Annotated in this window: 1 protein-coding gene; it reads right to left on the bottom strand. The window is 52.4% G+C overall.

The window, feature by feature from the left end; all coding sequences use genetic code 11:
* A partial coding sequence (locus tag B3C64_RS04590) for a hypothetical protein (RefSeq protein WP_291534045.1) occupies positions 1 to 144 on the bottom strand: 144 nt, incomplete at its 3' end.
* Between the last annotated feature and the right edge of the window lie 394 nt (positions 145 to 538).

Here is a 538-nt window from a genome sequence, read left to right as displayed (position 1 = left end):
TATCAGCGGGTTGCTGCGAAGGTAGATCTGACCGATGGACAGGTAGTTGGCGGCGCGCCAGTACTTGTCAACGCCTTCGAGGGCCTCCTCGGAAACCGGGGCGTCCAGCTTCTTCCAGGGGGTGCCAATAACAGGATTCGTCATGTATACTCCTGTACTCCTGCACGTTACGTGCGCTTGATTATTTCCATGTGGCCGAAAGACCCCCGCGGCCTTGTAGAACTCGCGAGATGCCTACGTCCAAACAACTCGTATGGTACGAAAACGCTTCGACTTTTGGACGGTATTGTTCATTAGTGTTAGAAAATGTGTGATTAAAATGGATCAAAGGTTTGCCAAGGTTTGCCTTGATGACAGGTGCCCGTTGAAGATGGCGAGGTGGAAAACGGCGGAAAATCAAGGGTTTCGAAATGTTAGCGCTCTCATAGGCGACGTTGGTCCGTTGTCGGGATCGCACCTACCGTTCTTCGGCGTGTTGTGCGTTTTGCGGCTTGTCTGATTCAGCGGTCATAATCGGTTTGTCCGATCGCAATGCCCC

Origin of the sequence: Bifidobacterium sp. UBA6881 (genome assembly GCA_002451435.1) — a bacterium.
GTDB lineage: Bacteria > Actinomycetota > Actinomycetes > Actinomycetales > Bifidobacteriaceae > Bifidobacterium.
This window is presented reverse-complemented; position numbering and strand designations above follow the sequence as displayed.